General features: G+C 40.0%; 26 protein-coding genes. 7 read left to right on the top strand and 19 right to left on the bottom strand.

The genetic code is table 11. From position 1 onward, the window contains the following. Nucleotides 1–23: 23 nt before the first annotated feature. Nucleotides 24–1,004 carry an EF-P lysine aminoacylase EpmA gene (epmA, locus tag AABE15_RS07885; protein ID WP_338330743.1) on the bottom strand — a complete coding sequence of 327 codons (981 nt, stop codon included), beginning with the start codon at nt 1,002–1,004 and terminating at the stop codon, nt 24–26. Nucleotides 1,005–1,099: 95 nt separating this feature from the next. On the opposite strand from epmA, the gene AABE15_RS07880 reads away from it, so the two are divergent. The 4 genes from AABE15_RS07880 to AABE15_RS07865 all read left to right on the top strand — a co-directional run bounded on the left by AABE15_RS07880 (nt 1,100) and on the right by AABE15_RS07865 (nt 4,522). Continuing rightward, a complete protein-coding gene (locus AABE15_RS07880) occupies nt 1,100–2,119 on the top strand; it encodes a lysine-2,3-aminomutase-like protein (protein ID WP_338330742.1) in 1,020 nt (339 codons plus the stop codon). A gap of 88 nt (nt 2,120–2,207) precedes the next feature. Beyond that, entirely contained in the window at nt 2,208–2,774 is a 567-nt protein-coding gene (gene efp / locus AABE15_RS07875; RefSeq protein ID WP_338330741.1) for an elongation factor P, read from the top strand. Nucleotides 2,775–2,889: 115 nt separating this feature from the next. Further along, the gene (locus AABE15_RS07870) at nt 2,890–3,690 is read left to right on the top strand and encodes an inositol monophosphatase family protein (RefSeq protein ID WP_338330746.1); all 801 of its coding nucleotides are present in this window, start codon (nt 2,890–2,892) and stop codon (nt 3,688–3,690) included. A gap of 82 nt (nt 3,691–3,772) precedes the next feature. Beyond that, complete coding sequence (locus tag AABE15_RS07865; protein WP_338330740.1) at nt 3,773–4,522, top strand: OmpA family protein; 750 nt, start codon at nt 3,773–3,775, stop codon at nt 4,520–4,522. Nucleotides 4,523–4,755: 233 nt separating this feature from the next. Here the strand turns inward: AABE15_RS07865 and ykgO are convergent, their stop codons facing one another. Together ykgO and AABE15_RS07855 are read right to left on the bottom strand one after the other, a co-directional pair. Further along, nucleotides 4,756–4,881 (bottom strand): type B 50S ribosomal protein L36, encoded by a 126-nt coding sequence (ykgO, locus tag AABE15_RS07860; protein ID WP_034336436.1) that lies wholly within the window; start codon nt 4,879–4,881, stop codon nt 4,756–4,758. Nucleotides 4,882–4,956: 75 nt separating this feature from the next. Then, the gene (locus AABE15_RS07855) at nt 4,957–5,892 is read right to left on the bottom strand and encodes a hydrogen peroxide-inducible genes activator (protein ID WP_338330739.1); all 936 of its coding nucleotides are present in this window, start codon (nt 5,890–5,892) and stop codon (nt 4,957–4,959) included. 113 nt (nt 5,893–6,005) lie between these two features. Between AABE15_RS07855 and AABE15_RS07850 the strand changes: the two genes are divergently transcribed. Continuing rightward, nucleotides 6,006–6,554, top strand: coding sequence for a peroxiredoxin (locus AABE15_RS07850; protein ID WP_338330738.1), 549 nt, complete (start codon nt 6,006–6,008; stop codon nt 6,552–6,554). A 161-nt stretch (nt 6,555–6,715) separates the two neighbouring features. Then, nucleotides 6,716–7,441 (top strand): type 1 glutamine amidotransferase, encoded by a 726-nt coding sequence (locus AABE15_RS07845; RefSeq protein WP_338330737.1) that lies wholly within the window; start codon nt 6,716–6,718, stop codon nt 7,439–7,441. On the opposite strand, the gene glmM is transcribed toward AABE15_RS07845, so the two are convergent. From glmM to secA, 16 genes are all read right to left on the bottom strand, one after another. Then, nucleotides 7,419–8,777 (bottom strand): phosphoglucosamine mutase, encoded by a 1,359-nt coding sequence (gene glmM / locus AABE15_RS07840; protein ID WP_338330736.1) that lies wholly within the window; start codon nt 8,775–8,777, stop codon nt 7,419–7,421. The two genes, AABE15_RS07845 and glmM, sit on opposite strands and share 23 nt — an antisense overlap. Before the next feature lie 29 nt (nt 8,778–8,806). Next, the gene (folP, locus tag AABE15_RS07835) at nt 8,807–9,823 is read right to left on the bottom strand and encodes a dihydropteroate synthase (protein WP_338330735.1); all 1,017 of its coding nucleotides are present in this window, start codon (nt 9,821–9,823) and stop codon (nt 8,807–8,809) included. A 53-nt stretch (nt 9,824–9,876) separates the two neighbouring features. Then, nucleotides 9,877–11,829: an ATP-dependent zinc metalloprotease FtsH gene (gene ftsH, locus AABE15_RS07830; protein ID WP_338330734.1), complete on the bottom strand. Its 1,953-nt coding sequence runs from the start codon at nt 11,827–11,829 to the stop codon at nt 9,877–9,879. Nucleotides 11,830–12,005: 176 nt separating this feature from the next. Next, on the bottom strand, nt 12,006–13,271 hold the full coding sequence (gene tilS, locus AABE15_RS07825; RefSeq protein WP_338330733.1) for a tRNA lysidine(34) synthetase TilS: 1,266 nt from the start codon (nt 13,269–13,271) through the stop codon (nt 12,006–12,008). A gap of 6 nt (nt 13,272–13,277) precedes the next feature. Continuing rightward, nucleotides 13,278–14,135: a hypothetical protein gene (locus AABE15_RS07820; protein WP_338330732.1), complete on the bottom strand. Its 858-nt coding sequence runs from the start codon at nt 14,133–14,135 to the stop codon at nt 13,278–13,280. A 141-nt stretch (nt 14,136–14,276) separates the two neighbouring features. Continuing rightward, nucleotides 14,277–14,762 carry a peptidoglycan-associated lipoprotein Pal gene (pal, locus tag AABE15_RS07815; protein WP_338330745.1) on the bottom strand — a complete coding sequence of 162 codons (486 nt, stop codon included), beginning with the start codon at nt 14,760–14,762 and terminating at the stop codon, nt 14,277–14,279. A 172-nt stretch (nt 14,763–14,934) separates the two neighbouring features. Beyond that, a complete protein-coding gene (gene tolB, locus AABE15_RS07810) occupies nt 14,935–16,305 on the bottom strand; it encodes a Tol-Pal system beta propeller repeat protein TolB (protein WP_338330731.1) in 1,371 nt (456 codons plus the stop codon). A gap of 54 nt (nt 16,306–16,359) precedes the next feature. Then, nucleotides 16,360–17,370 (bottom strand): energy transducer TonB, encoded by a 1,011-nt coding sequence (locus tag AABE15_RS07805; RefSeq protein ID WP_338330730.1) that lies wholly within the window; start codon nt 17,368–17,370, stop codon nt 16,360–16,362. Nucleotides 17,371–17,384: 14 nt separating this feature from the next. Continuing rightward, nucleotides 17,385–17,855 carry a protein TolR gene (gene tolR / locus AABE15_RS07800; RefSeq protein WP_338330729.1) on the bottom strand — a complete coding sequence of 157 codons (471 nt, stop codon included), beginning with the start codon at nt 17,853–17,855 and terminating at the stop codon, nt 17,385–17,387. Between the two features lie 10 nt (nt 17,856–17,865). Beyond that, the gene (tolQ, locus tag AABE15_RS07795; RefSeq protein WP_338330744.1) at nt 17,866–18,612 is read right to left on the bottom strand and encodes a protein TolQ; all 747 of its coding nucleotides are present in this window, start codon (nt 18,610–18,612) and stop codon (nt 17,866–17,868) included. 138 nt (nt 18,613–18,750) lie between these two features. Continuing rightward, the gene (locus AABE15_RS07790; protein WP_338330728.1) at nt 18,751–19,200 is read right to left on the bottom strand and encodes a YbgC/FadM family acyl-CoA thioesterase; all 450 of its coding nucleotides are present in this window, start codon (nt 19,198–19,200) and stop codon (nt 18,751–18,753) included. Between the two features lie 35 nt (nt 19,201–19,235). Then, on the bottom strand, nt 19,236–20,297 hold the full coding sequence (gene ruvB, locus AABE15_RS07785) for a Holliday junction branch migration DNA helicase RuvB (RefSeq protein ID WP_338330727.1): 1,062 nt from the start codon (nt 20,295–20,297) through the stop codon (nt 19,236–19,238). Continuing rightward, nucleotides 20,294–20,920, bottom strand: a complete 627-nt coding sequence (gene ruvA / locus AABE15_RS07780) for a Holliday junction branch migration protein RuvA (protein WP_338330726.1) — start codon at nt 20,918–20,920, stop codon at nt 20,294–20,296. Before ruvA ends, ruvB begins: the two co-directional genes overlap by 4 nt. After that, nucleotides 20,917–21,423 carry a crossover junction endodeoxyribonuclease RuvC gene (gene ruvC, locus AABE15_RS07775; protein ID WP_338330725.1) on the bottom strand — a complete coding sequence of 169 codons (507 nt, stop codon included), beginning with the start codon at nt 21,421–21,423 and terminating at the stop codon, nt 20,917–20,919. The genes ruvA and ruvC overlap by 4 nt, the downstream gene beginning before the upstream one ends. Before the next feature lie 6 nt (nt 21,424–21,429). Further along, nucleotides 21,430–22,179, bottom strand: coding sequence for a YebC/PmpR family DNA-binding transcriptional regulator (locus AABE15_RS07770; protein ID WP_338330724.1), 750 nt, complete (start codon nt 22,177–22,179; stop codon nt 21,430–21,432). Nucleotides 22,180–22,203: 24 nt separating this feature from the next. Then, on the bottom strand, nt 22,204–24,882 hold the full coding sequence (gene secA, locus AABE15_RS07765; protein WP_338330723.1) for a preprotein translocase subunit SecA: 2,679 nt from the start codon (nt 24,880–24,882) through the stop codon (nt 22,204–22,206). 294 nt (nt 24,883–25,176) lie between these two features. Between secA and AABE15_RS07760 the strand changes: the two genes are divergently transcribed. Continuing rightward, nucleotides 25,177–26,127, top strand: a complete 951-nt coding sequence (locus AABE15_RS07760; protein ID WP_338330722.1) for a peptidylprolyl isomerase — start codon at nt 25,177–25,179, stop codon at nt 26,125–26,127. Nucleotides 26,128–26,691 lie beyond the last annotated feature (564 nt).

Below are 26,691 nucleotides of genomic sequence, written 5' to 3'. Positions count from 1 at the left end.
CTATAATATTAGGTAATCCTTTTTTAAATCCATAAAATATCTTTTATATCCATTGCTCCGGTTGCAAGCATAACGAGTCGTTCGAACCCTAATGCTATACCAGAACAAGGAGGCAAGGAAGTTAAAGAAGCTAGAAAACTTTCATCTAACTGCCAAATTGGCCTAGACGGATAAAGCAAAAAGCGTTTTTTTCTGTCTTTTACAAATCTTGCTCTTTGCTCAAGAGGATCGTTAAGCTCTTCAAAAGCATTTGCTAATTCCAATCCCCCTGCATAGAGTTCAAATCTCAACGCAACTCTGGTATCTTGTGAATCAATTTTAGCCAAAGCGGCTTGGGAAACAGGCCAATGCGTAAGAAATGTAGGTCTGTCCCGACCAATATAAGGTTCTATTCGTTCCATTAAAAGACGAAAAAAAAGATCTTCCCACGTTTCAGAGTTTCGCAACGAACAATTGGCAGCTTGGGAAAGTACGAAAGGATCTTCAGGTAAAGACAGTAAATCAACGCCCACATAATTTTGAAAGGCTTGATTTACAGTTAACCGTTCAAAAGGTTTATTGAATGCAATACAACTCTGATTATAATTTATTTTGGCTGGTAAGAGCGCTTGTAATAAACTTTCGGTTTCACGCATAAGCTCTTCCAAGGAATAGTAAGGATGATACCATTCCAACATTGTGAATTCCGGTGCGTGAAGTTTTCCTCCTTCCCCATTCCTCCAGACTCGAGCAAACTGGTAAATAGGTCTATGAAGCGAAGCAAGTATTTTCTTCATAGAAAATTCAGGGCTTGTATGCAAATATAAATTTTTCTTTTCTCCATAAGGTGTTTCATAACACGTTTGGAAAGGATATAAATGAACTTCTTCACCGGGTGACGTCACCATAAAAGGTGTGTCTACTTCAAAATAATTTTTTTTTAGAAAAAAATTTCGTATTTCGTTTTTGAGGATTTGCCGTTTAAGAAGAAAAGGCAATTTTTCTTGAATTGAAACATTTTGCAAATGGACAAACCTTAGTCAATGATCCCAGCAAGGGCGTACTTAAATTGCAGTCTCACGCTAAATATACCTTAAATTACTAAACACATCTTAACTTAATGACAAAAAAAACACTTCGCACGATCCAGGACCTTATTAAAGCTGATCTTATTGATTCTCAAGATATCAAAAAAATGAGCCAATTAAAAAAGAAATATGCAATTGCCATACCCAGTGAAGTCGCCGAATTAATTCATTCACGAGAAGACCCTATTGGATTGCAATATATACCGCATATCAGTGAGCTTGTAACGCATACCCGGGAAATAAGTGACCCTATTGGAGACGAATCACTCTCCCCTATCCGAGGCATTGTTCATCGTTACCCTGACCGCGCCCTTTTAAAACCGATCTTAATGTGTCCTGTTTATTGTCGTTTTTGTTTTCGTAGAGAGCACGTGGGTTTAAAAGATGGTGTACTAAACGATCATGACCTTTCTCAAGCGATTGAATGGATTAAAACCCATGAAAATATTGAAGAGATTATTTTAAGTGGGGGGGATCCCTTGCTCCTATCCCCTAGAAGACTCAAATTCATCATTGCTGAACTCAGTCGAATTGATCATATTAAGATTATCCGAATTCACACGCGGATGCCATTTTCTACTCCAAGTAAAATTACCGCTTCACTAATTGATGCTTTATCGACAGATAAAGCATTGTGGGTTGTCGTTCATGCAAACCACCCCTTAGAATTTACAGAAAAAGCATTTCATGCAGTACAACACTTTACAAAAGCAGGCATACCTATGCTAAGTCAATCGGTATTGCTTAAAAATGTTAATGATGATGCAACAGTACTGGAAACACTTTTTAAAAAATTTTTAACTTGGAAAATTAAACCCTATTATTTACATCAACTGGATCATGCCCCTGGCACCTATCGTTTTTACGTTCCTATTGAACAAGGGCAAAAAATACTTCGCACACTAAGAGGCCGAATTACAGGGTTAGCCTGGCCTACTTATGTTTTAGATATTCCTGGAGGGTATGGTAAAGTACCTATAGGTCCCATATACTATCATAATGATGAACCTGATACCGTGCTTGATCCCAGCCAACGCAAGCGCTGTACGTAAACCTCTAAAAAAAACAAATTATCTTGCCCATTTATCCCAAAAATATTATAGACTTACATTTTCTTTATCTAAAATATCAGAGAGAACGATGAAACAACAGGCGAACCAAATTCGCGCCGGACAAGTCATTGAACATGATGGACGCCGCTGGTCTGTACTAAAACAACAAATTATTACTCCTGGAAAAGGTGGCGCATTCATACAAGTTGAAATGCGCGATCTTAAAACTGGAAACAAAACCAATGAACGGTGGCGTACCGTAGACACCGTCGAACGTTTGGTTACTGAAGATAAAGATTTTACCTATTCTTATACAGATGGTGACAATCTTGTTTTAATGGATCCAGATACTTATGAACAAACCATTTTACATAAAGAAATTTTTGGAGATCAGGTCGCTTTTATACAAGACAATATGAAAGTAACAGTCAACCTTGTCGAGGGTGATCCTATTTCCGTTACGTTACCTGCACAAGTTATTTTAGAAGTTGTTGAGGCAGAGCCTGTGGTAAAGGGCCAAACCGCCAGCTCTTCTTATAAACCTGCTTTACTTTCCAATGGTGTTAAAACCATGGTTCCCCCTTTTATCGGGGCAGGAGAGAAAATTGTCGTTCGTACCGATGATGGTAGCTATGTCGAACGTGCCAAAAATTAATTCGCTGTTTCTCAACAAAAATTAATACAGACCAATCAAAACTCTTTTGCTACAACGTTTTTTATTTATACTCAAGCTTTAGGTACCCCTCATGGTTCAACGTCTATCACCTCATATGAGCGTTATGCAAAATGCAGCACAAAAAGCTGCGCGGGGTTTATTGCGCGATTTTAACGAAGTGGAAATGCTGCAAGTAAGCATTAAAGGCCCTGGGGATTTTGTCTCTCAAGCCGATCTAAAATCCGAAAACATTATACGAACTGAGCTAGAAAAAGCTAGACCTGGCTATGCTTTTTTGATGGAAGAAAGCGGCGCATCAGGAAGCGAAAATTGGTCCTGGCGTTGGATTGTAGATCCTCTTGATGGCACGACTAATTTTTTACATGGAATACCGCATTGGTCCATTTCTATTGCTTTGCAAAAACGTAACGATAACGGTGACATTGAGTTGGTTTCTGGATTGGTTTATAATCCTACATCGAACGAAATGTTTTGGGCTGAAAAAGGTCTTGGGGCTTTTTTTAACGAACGCCGTTTAAGAGTCTCTACAAGACGAGATTTGTCTCAGGCTGTTTTTGGAACTGGAATTCAATTTGCCCTTTCCAGCGAAACAAAGTTACAAAATTTTGTAAAAACAGCCCATTCCTTAATGCCGCATATTGCTGGATTGAGACGATTTGGGTCTGCGGCACTTGATTTAGCCTGGGTAGCCGCAGGTCGGTATGAGGGGTATTGGCAATTGGATTTAAAACCCTGGGACGTTGCTGCGGGGATTGTTCTTGTTAGAGAGGCTGGGGGATACGTAACCGATCCTCAGGGACATCCTCTTAATGATATCGGAATGTCCGTCAATACTGTGGCGGCTAATGCTGCGTTGTTTGATAAAATTAAGGCCATCGTTAGCAAAAATATTTAATTTTTATTACGAAATGCCCTTTAACCGTCTGCAAGTTTTAAGATGTTATTGAACGTCTTTTTTAAAAAAGTTACACAGAATTATGTATAATAATCTTAAAATTGTTTTACTTTCGACGGGTTTATTTTATTATTTTTCATCACCGGTATTTTCGCAGGTTACCGTGAACCCTTCTGCCCTTGATACTCTAAGCAAACCTGCAGAAAATTCCAATAAATCCGCGCCAAAAAGGAACACAAAACGCAACAGACCTAGAAAAAAAAACACGGATAACCCTGAAACATATTCAAAAAAACCTGTTATACAACAAAACTCAGCTGAAAAAACAAACTCTTCCTCCACGCCCATTATTCCCTCTATACCTCAAGCCCCTCCGCCTATCCCTGTTATTAAACAACAAGATTTAAACGTTCCTTTACATCCACCTGCCCCTCCGCCCATGCCTAAAATTATCGAAAATGCACGAGGAAGCGTTAAGGTGTCCCCTATCAAAACCATTATTCTTTTTAATAACGAGGATGTGGATTTAAATAAGGACATGATGAAAGCGGTAATAGAATTTGCTAAGAGTTTAAAAAGCAATCCAAATGTTCAAGCCTATTTATATGCTTACAGTCATGAGAGTCCTGATGATCCATCAACGCCTAGAAGAATAGCTCTTGAAAGAGGATTAAGTATTCGATCCGTTCTGATCAACCAAGGTATAGCTTCGACACGAATATATTTGATGGTAAAAGGCACAACAAAACTGAATAATTCAATACCGCAGTATCCCGATAGCGTAGAATTATGGCGTTCAAATCAACTCGACTCAACTATAAATAAACCATAATATGCCCTGAAATGGGTACACGATGCATTAAATCAATGCAAATACATTTTTTTGATCTAGAGTTCATTTTATTACGCGTCGTAAGATGCGTTTCAAAATAATTTCAATGATAGCTAAAACACGTCCACCAGTACAAATCTTATTGAATGTTTTTGGTGAATAACAATTATTTTGATATGCAAAAGCAAGACCGACGGCCTGCTCTTGCTTGTATTTAAATAAAGCTTAAGTCATTACCCCTGACGGGCTTTCATACGTGGATTTTTCTTATTAATGACGTACACTCTTCCATGGCGACGAACGATACGACAATCTTTATCTCTTAGCTTCGCTGAGCGTAAGCTGTTTCTAATCTTCATATTACAATTTCCATAAAAGGCAATAAAATTCAAGAATTAGCTTTTATATAAAGTAAAATACTCAAAAGTCAAATCTTAAAGCTTAAGATTCAAATTTTCAAACATGGTTTCAAATTGTTTAAATTCACTCGCCCTTAAAGAATTCCGCCTCCACGCCAAGCCTATGGTTCTCCACGTTATTGCACCGCATAAAGGTTTAAACACAAGATTGTCTTTATTTGCCAGTTCGTCGTATAGAGCCATTTTGGGAATAAAAGCGATACCTAACTCCATTCGGACCATATTTACAATGGTTTTGAGCGTTGAAGCCATAAAATCATTATTAAAATCGGTAATAACTTTTTGATTTTGACCTTGTCGGCACATGTCTAAGGTTTGGTCTTTTAAACAATGTCCATCTTGTAACGAAATTAATTCTTTTGCATTAATTTTATCTAGAGATACAACCTCGTACTGCGAAAGAGGATGGCTCTCAGGCAAAATCAAATAAAACTCGTCTTTAAACAGGGCATAGGTTTCCAAACCACTGCAATCACAAGGCATTGCAATAATTAACAAATCCAAATAACCTACCGCCAAACGTTCCATAAGGTTTTCTGTTATATCCTCATATACCGTTAATTTTAAATTAGGATAGTTATGAGTCGCAGTGGATAAAATTACAGGCAAAATATAGGGAGCTATAGTCGGTATAATACCAAGTTTCAACGATGTTGAAAACGGCTCTCGCGCATAATGAATAACGTCCCGAACCGCTTCTAAACCGTGCAAAGCCCCTCTAGCTTGAAGAATAATTTCTTCTCCAATCGGTGTAAAAATTACCCGTTTACCCGCGGATCGATCTAAAATTGACACATTAAATTGGCGTTCCAGGTTTAATATTCCAGCCGACAACGTCGATTGAGTTACAGAGCACACATTTGCAGCACGGCCAAAATGGCGTTGCTCTGAAAGGGCTATTAAATAGCGTAGCTGTTGGGGAGAAGGTAAAATATCCATCGGTTTTTTCAATTATCAATCACAAAAGAATTCATTTGAAAATTTGGCTTTTCAATTCCATAAATAAAAGCAGAGCATAGAGTCAATCTATTCTTATTTTAATAATACACTTTAGGAGGTTTACGATGTTAACAGTTGGTGATCAATTTCCGTCCTTTACTTTGAAAGCAGTGGCAGCGGGTCAAACAGGGCTAAATGATGCCAGTCAAAATGAATTCAAAGAAATTTCAAATAAAGATGATGCTGGAAAATGGAAATTATTTTTCTTTTGGCCCATGGACTTTACCTTTATTTGCCCTACCGAAATTGCAGCGTTTGGTCAGTTGATGCAGGAATTTGAATCCCGCAACACTGCTGTGTATGGTATTTCTCTCGATTCAGAATACGTTCATTTAAATTGGCGTCTACATAATGACTTATTAAAAGATTTAAATATACCTATGTTGGCAGATAATAAAAGGGAATTATCCTCAGCCCTAGGCATTATTGATTATAATTCAGGGGTTGATCTAAGAGCGACCTTTATTGTCGACCCAAGTGGCATTATTCGTCATGTCAGCGTAAATGATCTTTCAGTTGGACGTAATCCCGAAGAATGTCTGCGTATACTTGATGCACTTCAAAATGGAGGTCTATGCCCTTGTAACTGGAAAAAAGGCGAAACTACTTTATAAGTTTAAAGCGAAACATTATACACTATTTAATATATTATCCTCTTGTTTAAATGAACAAGAGGATTTTTATTTAAAAAATAATTCTAAAATGTATTTAAAATGTAACATTACGCATTATATTTCACTAGGAATTCAGTTTCACTTATGAAAGAATTAAATAAATGAAAGCTATAATTTTACAACATGTTCCTTTTGAAGGACCAGGTTACATTTTATCCTGGTTGCATGAAAAAGGATTTGCTACCGATATTTATTCTGTTTGCAATCCCGAAATTCCTACGCCTGACGTTTGTTCTGCCAATCTATTGATTGTATTAGGGGGGCCAATGAGCGTTAACGATGAAAAAACATATCCTTGGTTAATTGAAGAAAAAAAACTTATTAAAAAAGCAATCGATCACAATATTCCAACCCTAGGAATTTGCTTGGGTTCCCAACTTATCGCCAGCGTCTGCGGCGCAAAAATTAGCCGTGCTTCTGAAAAAGAAATTGGTTGGTTCCCTGTTCAAGCCGTTCCCCAAACGTCCAAAAACAAAAAAAACTTTAGTTTTCCAGAATCCTTTATAAGTTTTCACTGGCATAGTGAACAATTTGACATTCCTATAAATGCAACAAAAATAGCCACCAATTCTGTCAATCCCAACCAGGCGTTTCAAATCGGTAAAACAGTCATTGGTCTACAATTTCATCCTGAAATTACCCCTTATTCTTTACAAACGATGGTAAACCATACGCCCATAGAATTAACCAATGAATCTTATGTGCAACCTGCACAACAATTGCTTTCCGTTCCTACAGAATATTTTATACAAAATCATCGTCTCGTAGATAAACTGCTTTCTTATCTTCTTTCAAAAGGAAAAACTAAGAATTCACGTCATGGATAACTTCTGAAAGATGGTTAAGGACATAATCGACGGTTGTTTGTTCTCGCGCCTCCGCCATAATCCTTATCAAAGGTTCAGTGCCACTTTTTCTTAAAACCACTCGACCATCTGTGCCTAGTTTTGTTTGTACTTCTTTTAGCTCTTTCGAAACCTTAGCATCACAGAGCGGATCAAAATTCCCAAAACGTATATTACGTAACCCTTGAGGGAATGGATCAAAAACTTTACAAACTCGGCTTGCTTTTTCGTTTTTTTCGCTTATTAAAGCTAGCACGTATAACGAGGCGATTAACCCATCTCCCGTCGTGGAAAAATCAGATAATATAATATGGCCTGATTGTTCTCCACCTATTTTTGCCCCTGTCTGGCGCATACGTTCAACGACATAGCGATCCCCTACTTTGGTTCTAAGCAGTTGAATATGTTTTGACTCAAAATACTGTTCGAGTCCCATATTTGACATAACCGTCGTAACAACTTGGTTTTTCGGCAAAAAGCCCTTTTCAGCATAAGAAGTCGTTATCAAAGCGATGATCTGGTCACCATCAATATAGTTGCCTTGTTCGTCAATAAGCAACATACGATCAGCATCTCCATCCAAAGCAATACCAATGTCGGCTTTATGTTCAATTACTGCTTTTTGGAGGGCTTCCGTCTGCGTAGAACCACAATCTTGATTGATGTTAACGCCGTTTGGACGATTTCCTATAGTAATAACCTCTGCGCCTAACTCCCATAGCGCGGCTGGGGCAACTTTATATGCAGCACCATTTGCGCAATCAATGACCACTTTCAAGCCATTTAATCGACAATGCTTGGGAAACGAGGCCTTTGCGTGTTCAATATAACGGCCAGCTGCATCCTCTAGACGTACAGCGCGACCTAGATGATCAACGCTGGCCAAACGTGCAGAAATGTCCTTGCGCATAAGTGCTTCGATTTCGCATTCTACAATGTCCGAAAGCTTATACCCATCTTTATCAAAAATTTTTATTCCGTTATCATAATAAGGATTATGTGATGCCGAGATCATCACGCCTAAATCTGCCCTTAAAGAGCGTGTTAACATAGCAATAGCGGGGGTCGGCATCGGCCCAACAAGAATAACATCCATACCTGAAGATAAAAAACCAGAAACCAAAGCACTTTCAATCATGTATCCCGATAAACGTGTATCTTTACCAATAAGCACCTGATGTTTACGTTTTTCATTTTGATCAACAAACAAAACTCCAGCAGCCTGCCCAAGTTTTTGGGCAATGGATACCGTCATAGGATCGCTATTTGCTTTGCCACGAATACCATCTGTACCGAAAAGTAGGCGTTGGTTGTCCATAATTAAAAATCCACATTTCTACTATAGTTTTAGTGTAAGTTAACTTGCAAACGTCGTATGGAATTCATAGTTTTTACGTTATGAACTCTTACAATTCCATTATTAACGTTAAGCAAACGAGAGGAAAGAACTCCAGAAGCTAGATCATAAAACGACTCCGTTTCATTTTGAACCGCTTCTTTTATTAATTTTTTTCTTGATAGACCCAGCATCATTCTGCATCCCAATGAAGCAAAAGCGTATAAATGCTTTAGCAAAAAATAATTATCGTTGGTCTGCTTGGAAAAGCCTATCCCTGGATCGATAATAATGCGTTCGCGCACAATTCCCGCTTCTTCTGCTTTGTTAATTTTGCAAGATAATTCATTTAACACGTCATAAAGCAATGAATCGTAAATCGTAAAATTACCCATCGTTTGAGGGGTTCCCCTCATATGCATTAGAATAACTGGGCAAGTTGCCTGCGAAACAATCGACAAACTCTTCTCATCGCTCAAGGCAGATATATCATTAATTAATTGAACGCCTGCATCTAAAGCTTTTGCCATTGTATAAGCGTGTCTTGTATCAATGGACAAAAGAGCACCACAGCCCCTTAAAGCCTTAATAACAGGGATAACCCGAGAACATTCCTCTTGAGGACTGACGGCTTGGCTACCCGGTCTTGTGCTTTCCCCGCCTATATCGATAATATCCGCACCTTCTTCTATCATGTCCAAGGCACCCCTGACGGCTTTTTCAACAGAAAAAAATTTTCCTCCATCGCTAAAACTATCAGGCGTAACATTTAAAATACCCATAATCAAAAATTGTGCTGGCAATCTCGCATTAGGCAAGGGATAAGTTAATTGTTTTACCTTTTCCTCACCCTCTTTGGGCAAACAACCAATAGGGTATATAGATGAACCATCAGGGTGGATGCTTCTAACCATAGTGAAACTTAGATTTTGTCCTAAAAAGGGTAACGCCATACCTTGGGCAACGGCAGTGCTGGCTTCATTCCCTCTCAAGAAAGCTAAGGGTTCGTAAAATGTTTTTGAATACATTGTATTATTATGCACAAGAGGAAAAAATTAAATTTCCTCTCATGCAAACACTTTCACGTAGCCGAATAGCTTGAACTGTTTTCTGCGGAAGGAGAAGCTTCAGAAGAAGAATCCTTTTCATCGTTATCTTGCTGATTGGACGTTTCTGGTAATGAAGATCTTAAATTTTTAGTCGTATCATCAACGATACTGCGATCTATTTTTTCACCACGCAAAACTTTTTGAATCTCATCCCCTGTTAAGGTTTCGTATTCCAATAATCCTTGTGCCAAACGTTCTAACTCTTCTCTACGCTCTGACAGTAGGTTAGACGCTTTTTCATAGGCTTCATTAATTAAACGCTTAACTTCGTCTTCAATTTCACGAATGGTTTGATTAGAGAAATTACGCCCCCCGTTCATGGAATGACCTAAAAAGACTTCTTGTTCGTTTTCTGCGTAAGATACCAATCCAATTTTTTCACTCATGCCCCACTCACTCACCATTCTATGAGCCAAGTCGGTAGCCATTTTAATATCCCCAGATGCACCATTTGATACATTTTCAGGTCCAAAAATCATACTTTCTGCACATCGTCCGCCCATGGCTAAAACCAGCTCTGCCAAGCATTTGGCTTTACTTTTGGAATAGCGGTCGCCTTCGGGCAAACTCATGACCATACCCAATGCCCTTCCTCGCGGTATAATCGTTGCCTTATGAACAGGATCACATCCCGGCGTAAACAAAGCACAGATAGCATGTCCTCCTTCATGATAAGCGGTCATCTTTTTTTCATCTTCGCTCATCACTAAAGAGCGCCTTTCTGCACCCATCATCACTTTATCTTTAGCGTTTTCAAATTCGTGCATTGAGACGGTACGACGATTTAATCGAGCGGCTAACAAAGCAGCTTCATTGACTAAATTGGCAAGATCCGCCCCAGAAAAACCTGGCGTTCCGCGAGCAATTACCTTTGGATCCACATCTGAAGCCAGAGGGACTTTGCGCATATGTACGCGAAGTATTTTTTCTCGCCCTCCCACGTCAGGATTAGGGACAACAACTTGTCGATCAAAACGCCCAGGACGTAACAAGGCTGGATCCAACACATCCGGACGGTTTGTAGCGGCAATAAGAATGACGCTTTCATTACTATCAAACCCATCCATTTCAACCAGCATTTGATTTAATGTCTGTTCTCTTTCGTCGTTTCCACCACCAAGTCCAGCACCACGATGTCTTCCCACAGCATCAATTTCATCAATGAAAATAATACATGGCGCTGATTTTTTCCCTTGTTCAAACATATCGCGTACACGAGAAGCACCCACACCCACAAACATCTCAACGAAATCGGATCCAGAAATAGTAAAAAATGGAACGTTTGCTTCCCCAGCAATCGCTCTTGCTAATAACGTTTTACCCGTTCCAGGAGGCCCTACCAGCAAAACGCCTTTAGGAATTTTACCACCAAGACGTTGAAATTTTTGTGGATCTTTTAGAAATTCAACAATTTCTTCTAATTCACTTTTTGCCTCATCAATACCTGCAACGTCCGCAAACGTAACACGTCCTTGTTTTTCCGTAAGCAACTTGGCTTTAGACTTACCAAAACCCATCGCTTTTCCACCCGCACCCTGCATATTTCTCATAAGTAGAATAAATAAACCAATGATTAATAAAGTCGGTAAAAGGTTAATAACCAAACGCCAAAAAAGACCAGGTTGTGTATCAAGAGGTTTTGCTTCAACCGAAACGTTCATGTTGCTGAGTTTGGTTAAAAGATCGCTTTCAAAAGGAGGCAAATATGTTTGAAAACTCTTGCCATCTTTATCTTTACCGCTAAGATAACGGTCTTGAATGACGACAGAACTGACTTTTCCTGAATCCACTCGATTTATAAACTGTGAGTAACTAATTTGTTCACCAGCGTTTTGATTACTATTGGGTCGGAAAATACCCACCAACAGCATAACCATAACGATTACAACAATCCATAAACTTAAATTACGGCCAAAATTTTTCATTCTACTTCATATTTCCATGTTGTAATAAACACGTCTGTTTGATATTTCCAAAATAAGACTCAAAGGCATATCCTAGGATCTTTTACTTATTATCTAACATAAGAATAGATTAAAATTTTCCTAGCCTAAAAATATTTATTTTAAGTAATTTTTTATAAGCAATCTTTATTTAAACGTTAGAATAAATAGCTTTCTGTAAAAGGAACTTTTGGTTGAAAGAGAATTTGCCAGTCTTGAGTCTTTTTATCAGTATAAATATTTAAACCGGGTATAGCTACAACTTTTTCATCGTGCCAAAACGCAGGAATAACTTTTAAAATCGCCGCAGGTAATGTGCGCGCTTGCACGTATGACGAATACGCTTTTCCTAACGCTCCTATTCTCACCTGTCCACAATGTGAATGAGATAAAATGTTAACGCGAAAGCGATTATCCCACATTGTACCAGAAAAGGCTTGCTTGTGTTTTTCTACACAAGCTTCTTCTCTAAAAATACACATTGCTTTACCAAAAGATGGTAAAGGCATAATTCTTAATCCATTGCATACACATCCTTGCGGGTGATCAAAAATCTGCATAATTTTTTTATGTGAAGGTTTATAAATTGACCCAGAAAGCGTTCTAAGCAACGCACCCAAATTTTCATTATCCAAAGAATCAAGTTGTACCAGAGCAAATCCACAAGGATGAATGGAAAGATGATAACATACTTTACGTGTCTGCTTTTCATTTTTGATCATGCGTTGTTGAGAATAATGTTGAGAGCTTTTTATCAACCTAAAAACTTTTTCTCCCGTTTCCCATTCCGAAGAGAGCTCTTTTCTTAATTGATTTCGCGTAAATTTTAAGTCCTGATTGGATTCATCTTCAATCCAATCAATGGATTCACAACGCAGCGTCATACGCAATCGTTTTGGATTTATAGTCAATAAAGGTCTTACCAAACGAACAGTAGGTAACTCCATAATACTTGCCATACCCGACAGCCCTGTTTCATGGCTTTTGGCACGACGACGCATCAAAATGGTCTCCGCTTGATCGCCAGCATGATGCCCTAACAATAGGTCGACACAACCATAAGCTTGGCATGCTTTGCTTAACGCTTCATAGCGTGCAACACGTGCATGTTCTTCAACAGACGCATTTTTTTTTAAACCGGTTAGCGTAATTATGACTGATTTTATTGAAAATGTTGTTAAAACCGCTTGTGTCTGCAACGCCTCAGCCGTTGAAGTAGGTCGCAATTGATGATCTATGATAAACGCGACTAAATTAGAGCACCATCTGGACGCTAATACAGCAAGACATAAACTGTCTGCTCCCCCTGAAACAGCAACCGCTATCGGATTATTGCGGGATGTCAGATCCCCCCATGGACCCAGTTTATTAATTAAAGCGTTAAATTCTCCTTGAGATAGCGGTAAAAGTGCATCATCAACCATCAAGTGTTATGAACAATGCGCTTTATTGTGTAAAATACTTGCTGCAGATTTTATTCTTGGCGAAGCCGCGGGGTATTTGCCTTTTAACAAAGCCAAAGCTTGACAGGCCTCTTTGTTTTTATTGTTTTTGATCATAGTAATGCTTACCCCTAATAAGGCTTCGGGCGCGCGAGCAGAATTAGGAAATTTGCGAAAGATATCAAAATACCCCACGGAGGCTTCTTTGTATTTTTTTTGTCCTGCTAATGCCTGGGCAAGAAGAAAATGAGCGTTAACCGAGCGTGCACCTTGATCACTCGCAAGCAATGATCGAGCAATCGATTCAGCTTGAGCGTAATTGCCATTAAGGAGGGCTTGTTGACCTTCTTGTTGGGTAGAATTTTTTGCAGTGGGTTTGGTTACGTTATCAGATTGAGAGACTTGAGGAGGTGACCCCTCGTTGACCCCGGAAGCAAAATTTTTATCTTCTATTTTTTTTGATAATTCGTCTATTTTTGATTGAAATTGATTGGTCAAATCGTCTAATTGGCCACGCATAAGGCGTTGCTGGTCCTCAAGGTTATTTACCCTATTCAGTAAATCGGGTAATAAACCACTGGAAGAAAGTTGACCCCCATTGCTGGACGTATAACGTGAATCGTTCGCGGTCGATTGACTTTGTTCCAACTGCGTCAACTGAGATTTTAATGCAGCAATCTGATTCTGTAATGCGATCGTGTTACGATTAACCGCTTCTTGGGCAAAAACTGAATACCCTTGCCCACTGGTGTACAGTGCCCCCAACAGCACCAAAGTATAACAAAGTTTTTTTCGTATCTTTAATGTAGTTTTAAGATAATCAACCTTCATTGTATCCTCTGCCATACATAAATTCCTTTGTACCCACTTGTGGATCCTGCTTAAATTATCACTTATTCATTCATCTTGTAAATGGCATAAAAAAACCGATAAAACGTATTACCAGTTTTATCGGCTGCAAACCATAACATGTTACCAAAGAAAACCTTAACGTACGGACGTGGTAGCATTACGGTTTTGTGCCCATGCGTCCTCGTTGTCCCCTTCAGCAATTGGTCTATCTTTACCATAAGAAATTGTTGTTATGCGATCAGGAGAAATTCCCAAGGAAACTAAATAGTCTCTTGAGGCATTTGCACGTCTTGAACCCAGTGCGATATTATATTCTTCGGTTCCTCTATCGTCACAATTTCCAGCAATCATAACTTGCACATTAGGATAACGTTTCATCCATTCGGCTTGACGATCCAATGTTGAACGTGCTTCATCGGTTAACTTATTTGAATCAAAGGGGAAAAAGATACGATCACCAACATTGGCAACCAAATCAGCCTGACTGCCAGGAACAGCTCCACTGACTGAAGGGCTTTGAATAGCACCGTTTCCAGTAGATGCACCTTTATTGCTATTACCGCCAGAACAAGCAACTAGCAACAAAGCTGCACCGAAAGCGCCAAGAAGCTTTAATTTCATCATTTTTATCCCTACGAAGTAAGCATTATCTACTGAATTGTTTTATCCATAGACAAATGCATTGAAGAACATAGTTTGATTTCAGTAAGAAATTTACTGATTACAGTACACCTATTTTAGCAAAATTGCATATTTTATTACAGTTTTTTTTAAAATTGTTAAAAAATAGTTACTATGTGTTGCTCGGTGACCAAGAGGGACCTGAAGCAAAGGTGGAAGTAGGAATAGAGCGCTCATTACATCCCGTGACATCAATTGAATGAATTGAAGAACTAAATCCACTCCCCCCTACCCCCGCAGCCGATTGATTGCAAAATACCATTACACGACCGTTCGAACAAAAACTGGGGCTCTCAACCGTGAAGCCCTGAGTCAAAATACGCTCGCCAGTTCCATCAGGCGCCATGACCCCCAAGGAAAATCCTCCAGAACCAATACGAACAAAAGCAATGACATCGCCCCTAGGAGACCAAACCGGATTTGCGTAACTGCCATTCCCGTATGAAATTCGATGAGCGTCCCCTCCTGCAGCACTCATAATATAAAGTTGTTGTCTGCCCCCTCGGTCAGAGGAAAATACAATTTGTGATCCATCCGGGCTGTAACAAGGACTGGTATCAATGGCACCGGAACTGGTAAGCTGTCTTTTTGAACCTGAACCTAAATCCACAACAAAAATATCAGAACCTGCGCCACGGGTCACAGACATCACAACCTTGCTACCATCAGGGGAAAACCGTGGTGCAAAAGATATGCCATTAAAATCACCTAGAATTTGTTGTCGACCCGATTGAAGATCAAAAAGATAAACGCGCGGCCGATTATTAACATAAGACATAAAAGCAATTTGATTGCTTACCGGACTGAAACGTGGTGTCAACACCAACCATTTACCATCCGTTAGAAAACGATTATTAGCCCCGTCGTAATCCATAATCGCCAATCGTTTGGTTGGGTTTGATCGACGACCCGTCTGGGATACGTAAGCAATACGCGTATTAAAATACCCTTTTTCTCCCAACATTCTTTCGTAAATAACGTCACCAATCATATGGGCAACCCGACGAACATCTTGATTAATGGCCCCAGAATTCGACATGGAATACGCAGTGCCTTGTATTTGCTGCCCCGTCAGCGCATTCCACAAACGGAATTCAACTCGCCCTCCCGCTACAGACCCTGTGACAATAGCCCTTGCTCCCATTGCTTTATAAGAGGCAAAATCCGGTGTTGAGGTGGGTGACGTACTGCTGATGACTCTGAACAAGCCTGTATTATTAAGATCGTTTGTAAGAACTTGTGTTAAGACGACACCGGTATCGGCACCAAAATCAGGAATAACAATAGGGATCGGCTCGTTTCGAGCCCTATCCACCGTTATTTCAGCAGCTCCTGTAGCGCTATCCTGGGGGGTCTGAGCCAGCACTGAAGGTAAGGGAACCGCTATGATACCACTGGCCACACAACCATAAAGTATAGAACGTCTCGTAACGGTAAAATCACGTAAGAGATCAGTCTTTTGATCAGAAATAATAGGGTGCATCAGATTATCTTCCTTATACCTCAATAAATTTCATATTTTTCCTATGCTCTTGCATTAGGGTCTAAATACAAATCGAAGCTGCTTGGGCCTCCCTAATAATTGGCTAGGAATAGGCAATTTAGAACACATAGGACTTAATACAGCGTCTCTTGCTCTTTCAGCCAACGCTCTATAAATGGGATCAGAATTCATCTTAGCTTGTGTAGAAGGATCAAAGGTAACAATTCTCGCCTCCCCTGTCTCATCAACGGTTACGACCAATCGTGCAGAAAATTGTGCATAGTTTCTCGCCGCAGTGTCTTCAACATAACACCGGCGTACAAAGGAAGCAATTTTCCCCTGCTGACCTACCGATAACGCACGGGTAATATCCCCATTTCTTGCGCCTCCTCCCCCAGGCGCCCCGCCTTTTAAAGGGTTTGCTTTGAATTTTGGGGGATGCGTTTGCTTTTGATCCGCTCTAAATGCTTCAAGCGTTGATTCCAACGAATGCGTATCTGGAATTTCTTTCTTAGCCTTTTCGGTCTTAGTAATTTTTGAAAAAGAAGTAACCTTAGGTAACGTTGTAGGAATAGATGAAGGAGACGGCGGGGCTGGCACACGTGAATTGGACGATGAAGCTAAAGGGGTAAAAGTCGGAGGCAACGTAACCGCAGATTCAATAGGTGTTTCCACCGTTTGCGGTTGTAGAGACGGCTCTACTTTCGTTAACGCTATCGACTCGGGCGGTGGAGGCATAGGTTGGGGCGGCGGTGGCGGCGGTGGTGTTTCTTCTATGGGTGCTTCTAAAGGGACAGTCGGTGAAGGAGGCGCTTCGAGCATTTGAGGAGCAGGCGCATTTGGGTTCGGGGAATCTTGCTCTGCTTTGGCAGGGGCTTGCTGTCCATTTGTATCGCTGGTGAACTCTACTTCAACCGCTTTTTCTTCAGGTGGGGGTGAAGGCGATTCAACGTGAAATAAAATAGAAGCCAATAAAAGGAGTACAACGACACCAATATGAGAACCAATAGAGGCAATAAACGAATTTCTAAAAATTTTACGCTCTGAACGAACCATAATTGGCATCGCTATTTCTCTAATTACGGCTGATTAGCGGTTGGCGTTAATGAATTTTGTTGTTGGTCTGGCATCTGAGCAAGCAAAGCAACATGCGTAAAGCCGCCTGCAGTAATTCTGCCCATAACTTCCATAACCCTTCCATAATTAATACGTTGATCGCCTTTTACAAAGATACGATGATCGGGATCATTTTGAGAGACATTTCGTAGCATCACCGCCAACTGCGTCATATCGACCGTGGTATCACCCAAATAAATTGAACCATCTTGACTGACCGTCACTGTAATCGGTTTGGTATCCGAATTGATGGGTTTTGCATCGGTTTTCGGTAAATCCACGTTTATGCCACTGGTCATCATCGGGGCGGCCACCATAAAGATAATCAGCAACACCAACATAATGTCAACCATTGGCGTGACGTTAATGTCTGCTTGAGGACGGCGCCCTCTGCGTCCCCCTTTGTTTGAACTACCCTGAACGGAGAAACTCATCCAATTACCCTTACTTGTCGTTTACTTCTGAATTTTCAGAAATTGCACTTGCTTCCGATTGCCTTGAAAGAATGGCTGAGAATTCAGTGGCAAACCCTTCCAAACGTTCAACAAATAAATTTAACTTATTACTGAAGAAATTGTAAGCAACCACCGCTGGAATGGCCGTCAACAATCCTAGTGCTGTCGCAAAGAGAGCTTCGGAAATACCCGGCGCCACCACGGCTAAGCTGGTGTTATTTGATTGAGCAATCGAAGCAAACGCATGCATAATGCCCCATACCGTGCCAAATAATCCAATAAAAGGTGCCACGGGTCCTATGGTGGCTAATAAGGTTAACCAACGCTCCAAACGTTCCATTTCACGCGTTATGGTTATGGACATTGCCCGATCAATACGTTGTTTAACCCCATCACTATTCATATTGATCCCGGAAATTCTAGCTGACCGACGCCACTCGCCCATCCCTGCACTGAACACTGCAGACATTGGATGTCCTGGTTTTAACCCATATTTCTCATACAAATCATCAAGGCTGCCTCCAGACCAAAATAGATCTTCGAATTCATCAGCTTGTCGTTTAACCCTTTTTAAGGTAACAATTTTGTCGAAAATTACGGCCCACACCCAAATACTAACAATAACCAATCCAATCATGACTAGCTTTACAACAAGGGAAGCATGAATAAAAAGCGACCAAGGGGAAAGGTCTGCAGATGCTGCTATTAAATTTGCTGTATGAATTGACGGATCCAAAAATGCCTCCTGCACTTAAGTTCATAAGTAGAACAGCTGAGTTATTTTCATAGGGACGATAACTCTTTTGTTATTCAGTGTTATAATCTTTTTACCTTAAAAACAATCTGATTTTGCGGATAAAAACACAATCATGCATTAAGACGTTTGGGTCTCGGATAAGGCTGCAAATATTTTTTTCCAATTATCCGGAAAAGGTGAAGGAACATAGTTACGTTTTTTTAAACATACCAACTGTAGTTTTATTTCCGTAACGCGTTCATTAGCCTTGGTAAATATTTGCGATAACCAACAACTTGCCTTGAGCACTGAAATCAAACAAGTTTTAACATTAACCACATCATCTAAAAAAAGTGGTTGTCGATACTGTATTTCCATTTTGCGCACAACCAATATAAGACCATGTGTCCGATAAAGCTCAGCGACTGAGCCCCCTAACTGCCTTATAGATTCCGTTCTAGCCCTTTCGGCAATACCGAGGTATTTAGCATGATAAACGATACCACCCGCATCCGTATCTTCATAACATATCCGAAATTGATAAGTTTTAACAGGGCTGTCCGAGCAAGAATGCATTTTTGTTGGCATCTTCCTCCCCTCATAATCGATGATGTCCATAACGATCAAACTCCGTTACTATCAATTTCGTCCAGTATATTTAACTGTGCACCCATTGTCACCGGTGGAGGGAGATTGAGATGTTTCCACCCTCTTTCTCCCAAAACACGCCCTCTATTTGTTCTTAACACCAATCCTTCTTGGATTAAATAAGGTTCAATCACATCTTCTAAAGTATCGCGAGATTCGGCCAGTGCGGCCGCTAAAGTTTCAACCCCGACCGGTCCCCCATTGTGATATTCCGCAATACGCATCAAATAGCGCTTATCCATTGCATCCAAACCGATTCGATCCACCTCCAATCGGGACAATGCTTCGTCGGCAAGTTGACGACTTACCGCTTGTTTTTCGTTTTGCGAAACCAAGGCAAAATCACGTACTCTTCTTAATAATCGTCCCGCAATTCTTGGGGTTCCTCTAGAACGTCCAGCAATTTCTTGCGCCCCTTCTGGAGTAAGATCCAAACCTAATTTTTTTGCTCCCCTACTCACAATCAAAGTTAACTCTTCAGTGGTATAAAAAACCAACCGCAAAGGAATACCAAAACGATCGCGTAAAGGAGTGGCAAGCAATCCCGATCGCGTCGTCGCCGCGACCAAGGTAAAAGGGGACAAATCAATACGTACCGAACGCGCCGCAGGACCTTCCCCAATAATCAAATCAAGTTGAAAATCCTCCATTGCGGGGTAAAGAATCTCTTCAATAGATGGATGCAGCCGATGTATTTCGTCAATAAACAACACATCGCGTGGCTGCAAATTGGTTAAAATAGCCGCTAGATCGCCTGCCCTTTGTATAACTGGACCCGACGTGGCTCTGAATCCGACGCCAAGTTCCTTAGAAACAATTTGTGCCAGCGTCGTCTTGCCCAATCCTGGAGGTCCATGAAGGAGGATGTGATCCAATGCATCTTTACGCCTTCTTGCCGATTCAATAAAAATAGCAAGATTTTCTTTAGAAGTTTTTTGACCAATAAAATCTGCCAGCGATTGAGGGCGTAACGCCATTTCAACCACATCCTCTGCTATTAATTTGGAGTCTACTGGTCTATCGCTATATGCATTCATCGGGCTAACTCACGTAATGCTTTTTTTATGATAATATTTAACTGTAATTCTTGGCCTTCATCAGACAATTCTCTAAGAATCCGTCCTACTATTGGCTGGGCTTCAATGCGTTTAAACCCCAATCCTTCAAGCGCTATTAATGCATCCTGATGAAATTGCGATAATGGACCAGTGTTTCCGCCAGTGGCAGAAGGTGCTGATAAGGATTCCGCCATTAAATGATCTATTTTCCCACTAAGTTCGGTTAATATACGCAACGCCAGTCGCTGTCCTACGCCTGAAACCCGTGTCAAACTTGCTTTGTCACCGGACATAATGGTATGCGAAAGCTCATCGACAGATAAAACAGATAGAATAGAAATTGCCATACGCACCCCGACCCCTTGCACGGTCGTTAACGTACGAAACCAATCCCGTTCTGCGCGTTCAGCAAATCCGTACAACAAAATCGCATCGTCTCGAACAATGGTCTCAATGAGTATTTTTGCTTGTTTAGGAGGCTGAGGAAGTCTGGACAATGTTTTTGAGGACGCATAGACCACATACCCTACCCCGTTAACATCTACCAAGCAACGGTCTTCTTCACCCTCATCAATAATAAACCCTACAAGTTGACCGATCATGCCATTTCTTTTCCTGATTGAATATGCAGTTGACTGATACGATGATGGGCGTGACAAATAGCTATAGCAAGGGCGTCACCGGCATCGGCACGGGGTATATTCGCGGTCGGAAGTAAACATTTGACCATCATACACACTTGATCCTTTGTTGCCCCACCCGTACCAACCACGGCCATTTTAATTGTTTTGGCACCATATTCACGAATTTCTAGCCCGTTTTTAGCAGGAACTAATAACGCAATACCCCGTGCGTAACCCAACTTTAACGTCGCTTTACCATTTTTATTCACATATGTTTCTTCAATGGCTGCTTCACTAGGGTTAAACCGTTCAATTAATGTTTGTAACCCGTTAGACAACACAACCAATCTTTCAGGAACAGAATGTTCTGCTTTCGTCGCAATTATACCACTGTTAACATAAACCAAACGGTTTCCTTCTGTATCAATGACCCCCCAACCAGTAAAACGTAGCCCAGGGTCAATTCCTATAATCCGTATCACTACGAATTATACCGAAAGACGCTCCGCAAGTTCGTCCGGAAGATCGAAATTAGCAAATACGTTTTGTACATCATCGCTATCTTCAAGCGTATCGATTAATTTTAAAAGCGTTTGAGCGTTATCTTCATCTAAAACAACGGTGTTCATGGGACGCCATTCTATTTTAGCACTTTTGGGTTCTTTAAACTTAGTTTCAAGGGCATCTCTTACCATAAAAAACTTTTCCATTGCGCAAGTTATTTCATAATCATCCTCGACACGCTCAACGTTATCGGCTTCCACCTCAATGGCTGCCTCAAACACCGTATCATAGTCGGCAACATTTGAGGAAAAAATAATTACACCGCACCGTTCAAACATAAACGATACAGAATTTAATTCTCCTAACGAACCGCCGTATTTATTAAATGCTGCCCGTATTTCCGAAGCCGTACGATTGCGATTATCGGTTAATGCCTCAATAATAATGGCAACGCCTGCTGGTCCATAACCTTCATAGCGTATTTCAACAAAATTATCGCCATCCCCCGTACCCGCTGCCTTTTTAATGGCTCTATCGACATTGTCTTTGGGCATATTTATGGAACGTGCAACCGCAACCGCTGCCCTTAATCGAGGATTAGAATTGGGATCTGGTAAACCTGTTTTGGCCGCAACAGTAATCTCTCGAATAATTTTAGCAAATTCCCTTGCTCTACGAGCGTCTTGAGCACCTTTACGATGCATTATATTTTTAAACTTCGAATGTCCCGACATTAATTTAACTCTTAACTTTTGGCTTTAATCTTCTTGTGTATAAACGAATTTACCATGACAATGTTTATATTTTTTTCCTGAATTGCAAGGACACGGTGCATTGCGCGGCGTGTTCGACCATTCTGGCAACCCCTCTGATAATTTTTCTTCTAACCCTTGAGGATTAAGCGTGGAAGAATTGGAAGATGAAACTGTATTTTGTGTTTCTGTCTCTTCAGAACTGACATTTACTTCTACCCGTGACAATAGCGTCGCCACCCGTTCACGAAGATCATCTAGCATATAGTTAAACAAGTTAAATGCTTCTTGTTTATACTCATTTAAAGGGTCCTTTTGACCATAGGCTCGCAATCCTATTCCTTGCCGCATTTGATCAAGTCTTAAAAGATGTTCTTTCCACACGGCATCCAACGTCGTCAACAACACCTGTTTTTCAACGTATCGCATAATAGATGCGCCGAAATTAACCGCTTTCACTGCATGAGCGTTTTCCGCCGCTTTTTTAATACGGTCTTCAATTTCTTGCATGTTTATTGTAGGTTCTTCGGCCCATTTTTTTAAAGACAAATCAAGACTAAATATTCTTTTGATTTGTTCCGCTAATTCTTCTATGCGCCATTGTTCAGCAAATGATTTTTCCGAAAGATATTGACTTACTAAATCAGCAATCAAATCGTTTCTCATATGGGTGACGGTTTCTGAAACATCGTCGAGCGTCATATATTCACGCCGTTGAGAATACACTTCTTTACGCTGATCGTTAATAACGTCATCGTATTTTAGCGTATTTTTCCGCATATCGAAATTGCGACCCTCAACCTTTTTTTGTGCCTTTTCTAAAGCTTTATTAATCCAAGGATGCACAATGGCTTCACCATTTTTCAACCCTAATTTTTGCAGCATCCCCCCCATACGTTCAGAGCCAAAAATACGCATCAGATCGTCTTCAAGGGATAAAAAGAAACGGGAATTCCCAGGATCGCCTTGCCGACCCGACCGTCCACGAAGCTGATTGTCTATTCGCCTGCTTTCATGGCGCTCTGTACCTATCACAAACAGTCCTCCGTTGTTTTTGACGAGTTCATGATCTATTTTGCCGCGTTCGATAAGCTCAGAGGCTATTTTTTGTTTTTCCTCTTCATCTTGCAAACCTTCACATTGTTGCTGTATCAACATATCCACGTTACCACCAAGCTTTATGTCCGTCCCTCGACCCGCCATATTGGTAGCAATGGTAATAGCCCCTGAAACCCCCGCTTGTGAGACAATTTGTGCTTCTTTTTCATGAAAACGAGCATTTAATACATTGTGAGGAATTTTCTTTTTCTTTAATAAATTGGAAAGATGCTCACTCTTCTCAATTGAAGTGGTACCAACCAAAATAGGCTGTTTCTTTGCATGAACTTGTTCAATAAGCTGACTGACCGCTTCATATTTTTCTTTGGCCGTAAGGTAAATCTCATCGTGCTCATCTTTACGTTGAATCGGAACATTGGTAGGAATAGAAATAACGTCCAGCTTATAAATTTCTGCGAATTCATCCGCTTCTGTCATCGCGGTTCCCGTCATACCCGATAATTTGGGATATAATCGAAAATAGTTCTGAAACGTAATTGAAGCCAACGTTTGATTTTCTTGCTGTATCGTCACATGTTCTTTAGCTTCTAACGCCTGATGCAATCCGTCAGAATAACGACGACCATCCATCATACGACCTGTAAATTCATCAATCAGTATAATTTTGTCGTCACGTACTATATAATCGACATCTCGTGCGAATAAAGTATGGGCTCTTAATGCTTGTTGCATATGATGAACCAACGCAACATTTTGTATATCATACAATCCCCCCGTTGTCAGAATACCTTTTTCATGCAACGTGGTTTCAATATGTTCTATACCGATTTCCGTAGGGATAACGGTGCGAAATTTTTCATCTTTTTCATAAGTTTCAGGGTTTTTAACAATTTCTTTGATGACTTCGTCAACAGAGCGATATAAGTCAGAGCTGTCATCCGCCACCCCTGAAATAATTAACGGCGTTCTGGCTTCGTCGATTAAAATAGAATCCACTTCGTCCACAATCGCAAAAGTAAACGGACGTTGCACCATTTCTTCTAAACTGTATTTCATATTATCACGAAGATAATCAAAGCCAAACTCATTATTGGTTCCATAAGTAATATCGGCTTGGTAAGACATTTTACGTTCGTCATCGTTTAAATCAGCAACAATGGTTCCGACGCTCATGCCTAAAAATTTATATAGTCTCCCCATTTCCTCGGCATCACGAGAGGCCAAGTAATCGTTGACGGTAACGACGTGAACCCCCTTAGCCGGCAAGGCATTTAAATACACGGCTAGGGTTGCCACCAAAGTCTTTCCTTCACCTGTGCGCATCTCTGCCACTTTGCCATCATGTAAGACCATTCCACCAATCAACTGAACATCGAAATGCCTTAACCCTAGCACCCGTTTGGATGCTTCTCTAACGACAGCAAACGCTTCTGGTAAAAGCATTTCCAACGTTTCGCCTTTGGCTAGCCTTTCACGAAATTCAATCGTTTTATTTGTTAACGCTTGATCATCTAATGCCTGCATTTCAGGTTCTAGACTATTAATTTTAGGTACTTGCCGTTGATAGGCTTTTAATGAACGCTCATTAGAAGTGCCAAAAACAGCACGGGCAAATTTTGCAAACATCAACATTTTCCAAACAACGCCCTTATTGCTCTGCCTGTCAGCACAAGGTTCGTCAGTGACATGTTATAAATTAATTCAGACAGTAATTTTTCAATTTAATGGTAAAATAAATTTATCGACGGTATTTCCTTATAGGGGATCAACCATTTCTAATAAATACTATCAATTAATTATTCCTTCAAAACTTATCAACAGCAATGACTTACTTAAAGACAATTTTTATAAGTCATGGTATGATCGCAAACACTCTATATATAATCTGTTATATAATCTTATCAATCTTAAGGTATTTTTATGCACATCTCTAAAAAAACATTTCGGTTTGCAGCAGGCTTATTACTTTCAACCAGTTTTATAACCTATGCTGCTACAGCTTCGGACACAAAAACTCAACCTAGCACATTACCCGCACAATCGCAAAAAATTGCGTCACCTTCTGCTTCTCTTGAAAATGCAGATAAAAACACCGTATTAGCGACCGTTAATGACAAAAAAATCACTATTGGTGATGTGATCAATGCACAAAAGCAACTCCCTGCTCAGTTGCAACAAATACCCATCGGCGCTCTTTTGCCAATGATTTTAAATCAACTTGTTGCTCAAGAAGCTATGAAACAACTGGCCTATAAAAATAACTTTCAGGACAATCCTGAAGTACAAAAACAGCTTGAAGCCATCAAAAACGATGTTGTAATCAGTGCTTATGTCAAAAGCATTATGGAACCCAAAATAACCGATCAAGCGATTCAAAATTATTTTAATCAAAATTATGCGAATAAACCCCCTGTAAAAGCGGCTCATATAAGACATATTTTAGTCAAAACAAAGGCTGAAGCCGACAAAATTATCAAAGGACTTAACGCGAAAAAGAGCTTTACAGACCTTGCTAAACAATATTCAATTGATAAAACTACTTCTGTTCAAAACGGCGGCGACTTAGGTTGGTTAAAAGCAGATGAACTCGTCCCCGCTTTTTCTAAAGCAGCGTTTGCTATGCCAGCAAATACGTACAGCAAGACACCTATTCAAACCCAATTTGGTTGGCATGTCATACAGGTTCTCGGGTATAAAGACGTTCCTGCCGCTACGTTAGAGCAAGTCAAACCTGAAATCTTAGAAAAATTGCGCCGACAAGAAGTTCAACACATTGTTGATGATGCAATCAAACAAAGCAAAGTTACAAAAAATGAAAGTGTTATTAATCAATACACTGTAAAACTTCCTACCTCTGCACCAGCTCGATAACGCATTTTCTTTTAATTAAAATACGGCATATTCACCAAAGTCTCTAAACCATTTATGCCGTATTTTTAATTTTTTTCGCATCCATAATTTATAAGACTCGTTTACGTGTTAAAATTTTATAATTTCAACTGTTTAATTTTACGATTTGGATAAAATTATATCCCATGATCTTGTATTGTTTTAGTAATCGCTAAATAGACAATGTCCTAAAATAATAAAACCGAATTTTAATTAATATCAATCGCTGTTTGCCTGTCAACACTCGCCCATTACCTGAATTATATAGCTCTATCTCCAATAAACCACTTGAATAACGTATTTGTGTTTGTTCCATGATTATTAATGTACATAGCCCTATCGAGCACATTACTACTCATAAAACGTTCAGTTTTGGGTCCATTATTGAGTAAGCAATGCTAATCACAATTCTCTAAAAAGTAATTTTAAATTTTCTTTATCTTAATAAGCCATTCTATAGTTCTATTTTTCGATACACAAAATTTACAACGGATATAGGCTCTCTTATTCTGATGCCGACTTGTGCCCTTTTGAGGCATCTACTCC

Source organism: Commensalibacter sp. Nvir (assembly GCF_963921845.1).
Classification (GTDB): Bacteria; Pseudomonadota; Alphaproteobacteria; order Acetobacterales; family Acetobacteraceae; genus Commensalibacter.
The sequence above is the reverse complement of the archived record's forward strand: the minus strand, read 5'-3'. Positions and strand labels throughout refer to the sequence as shown.